Origin of the sequence: Chloroflexus sp., assembly GCF_034435895.1 — a bacterium.
GTDB lineage: Bacteria > Chloroflexota > Chloroflexia > Chloroflexales > Chloroflexaceae > Chloroflexus.
Window position 1 is genome coordinate 1 of the sequence record NZ_DAOTWH010000308.1, and the last position, 2,682, is coordinate 2,682.

Here is a 2,682-nt window from a genome sequence, read left to right on the forward strand (position 1 = left end):
CCGCCGCCGCTCGCCGTGACTCTGCTCACCCGCGTGCTGGGCCGGTTGCTGCGCCGGCCCACCCTCTTGGCGCTGCGCAATGCTTTTCGCCAGCGCGCCCGCTTAGTGCGCACGCTGGTGGCTTTGGCGTTGGGCGGCAGCGTCTTGATTACCGTCATGACCCAGCGCACCTCGCTGTTTGCCACGCTTGAGGCGAGTCTGGCTGGGTTGAACTACGATCTCGAAGTGCAGTTGGCCCATTCTTACCGGATCGAGCGGATTGCGCCGCTGATTGAGTCATTGCCGGCGGTGACCCGCCTTGAGAGCACGCTGCGCGCGCCGGCCTTTCCTGTGCGGCCCGATGGCGCTGATGGCGAAGAGTTGGCGCTGCGCGCGTTGCCTGCCGATACCGATTTCTTCCATCCGCACCTCGCCGAAGGGCGTTGGCTGGCTAGCCCCGGTGCGCGCGAGGTGGTCTTCTCGACCAATATCCGCAGTAAAGAGCCATACTTGCGTGTCGGCGATTGGGTAACGCTCTCGATCCAAGGCCGCGAATCGCAGTGGCGGCTGGTCGGGTTGATCGAGGTCTTTACCCCGCCGACGATGCCGGCGCAGGCGTATGTTGATCTCGCTGCCTTCACCGCCGAACAGGGTGGCGTGGGCCGCACCGATACAGTGCGGGTGGCGACCATCGGCCACGATCCGGCCAGCCATGCCGCGGCGGCAGCGACGATTGAACAGCGGCTCACCGCCTACGGCATCGATCTGCGCCTTATCCGCACCATGAGCGACGAGCGGCGCATTCTCGCAGAGCGGTTCAATCTAGCGACCGGCGCGATCTCGATCATGGCATTGATTATCGGGGTCGTGGGCGCGCTCGGCCTCACCGGCACCCTCAGCATCAACGTGCTCGAACGCACCCGCGAGATCGGCATTCTGCGCGCTATTGGCGCTAGTGACGACGCCATCCGCGAATTGGTCGTTACCGAGGGTCTCACGATCGCGCTGCTGGCATGGGCCGGCGGGGTGATCCTTTCGATCCCGATGAGCTATGCGCTGGCCTACAACTTTGGTATGGCGTTGCTCAATATTCCATTGATTTGGACGTACTCGTTCCCGGCGATTTGGATGTGGTTGGGGGTGGTGATCCTGTTTGCCTTGGCATCGAGCGTGTTGCCGGCGCGGGCCGCGACCCGCATCGCGGTGCGCGAGGCGCTGGCGTATGAGTGAGCCGGTTAACGCAAAGACGCAAAGGGGGCAAAGGCGCAAAGATGGTACACGCAAAGGCGCGAAGGGCGCAAAGGGTCGCAGAGAATATTGGAAATCCTCTGCATCCTCGGCGGTAAACCAATTCATAGCCCCCTCCCAGCCCCCCGCTGGGAGGAGGAGTAACCACCCCTCCCCCAGTGGGGGAGGGACATGGGGAGGGGGTACATCTGGCGGGTGAGGGGAAGGCTGCTATCTAGCGGAACGCTATCGCTCCCCTCTCCCGCGTCAGCGGGAGAGGGGCTGGGGGTGAGGGCCATCAGCCCGCGCAGCGGGCTTCGTAACCCTAGCCCGGCCCTTCAGGGCCGGGGGCCGGATCAAATGTTCTGTCCGTTGCGCACTCTGCGGTCAGCAACATCAACGACATAAACACCCAAAACCTATGAGCCAACCACTAATCTTGCTCTCATCCGTTACCAAAGCCTATGCCACCGCCGCTGGCGACTATTTGGCCCTGCGCGGGATCGATCTACGCATCGAGCCGGGTGAGTTTGTCGCGATTGTGGGCAAATCGGGCAGCGGCAAGTCAACCTTGCTCAACGTCATCACCGGGATTGACCGGGCCAGCAGCGGCGAGGTGTTGGTGGCCGGGGCCGATCTGATGCGTATGCCCGCCGCGCAGATGGCCGCGTGGCGTGGGCGCACGGTCGGTATCGTCTTCCAGTTTTTTCAGCTCTTGCCGACCCTTACCGCGTTGGAAAACGTGATGTTGCCGATGGATTTTGCCAATCTCGGCACACCGCGCCAACGGCGTGAGCGAGCGTTGGCCTTGCTCGAGCGGGTGGGGCTGGCCGACCAAGCCGATAAGTTGCCGCTGGCGTTGTCGGGCGGCCAGCAGCAACGGGTGGCGATTGCGCGCGCGTTGGCGAATAACCCGCCGCTGCTGGTGGCCGACGAGCCGACCGGCAATCTCGATTCGCAGACCGCCGAAGCGGTCTTTGAACTGTTTGTCGAACTGGCCGGTCTCGGTATGACGATCGTGATGGTGACGCACGATAGTGAGTTGGCTCGGCGGGCCGGGCGGATGGTGCTGGTGGCTGATGGTCACATTGTTGGCTGAAAGGCGAGACGGTTATGCGCAGGCTGCTTATTCCTCTGATTGCCGTCATCTTGATTGCCGGCGGCGCGTATGCCATTTTTGGCCCCAACGGGCCGGGGGCGCAATCGGCCCCGCCCCCGATCCCAACCGGTGAAGCGACCGTGCCGCCGGTCAGTGTTGAGGGGCGGGTTGTGCCGCTGCAAGAGGCATGGTTGCGCTTCGAGCGCAGCGGGATCGTCAGCGCGATCTTGGTCGCGGAAGGTGATCAGGTGGCCGCCGGGCAAGCCCTAGCCCAGCTCGATGATCAGGCGCAGCGCTTGGCGGTGCAGCAAGCCGAAGCCAATCTCGCCCGCGCGCAGGCGTGCTATGCCCAACTGCTGGCCGGTGCGGCGCCGGAA

The 2,682-nt window shown here is 64.0% G+C and carries 3 protein-coding genes; all 3 read left to right on the plus strand.

Going from position 1 to position 2,682, the window contains the following annotated elements; genetic code table 11:
* On the plus strand, positions 1-1,209 hold a 1,209-nt coding region (locus U9R81_RS17280; protein ID WP_322496667.1), incomplete at its 5' end, for an ABC transporter permease.
* 418 nt (positions 1,210-1,627) lie between these two features.
* Positions 1,628-2,305, plus strand: a complete 678-nt coding sequence (locus tag U9R81_RS17285; protein ID WP_322496668.1) for an ABC transporter ATP-binding protein — start codon at positions 1,628-1,630, stop codon at positions 2,303-2,305.
* Between the two features lie 14 nt (positions 2,306-2,319).
* Positions 2,320-2,682 (plus strand): biotin/lipoyl-binding protein (locus U9R81_RS17290; protein WP_322496669.1); only part of this gene is annotated, 363 nt, incomplete at its 3' end.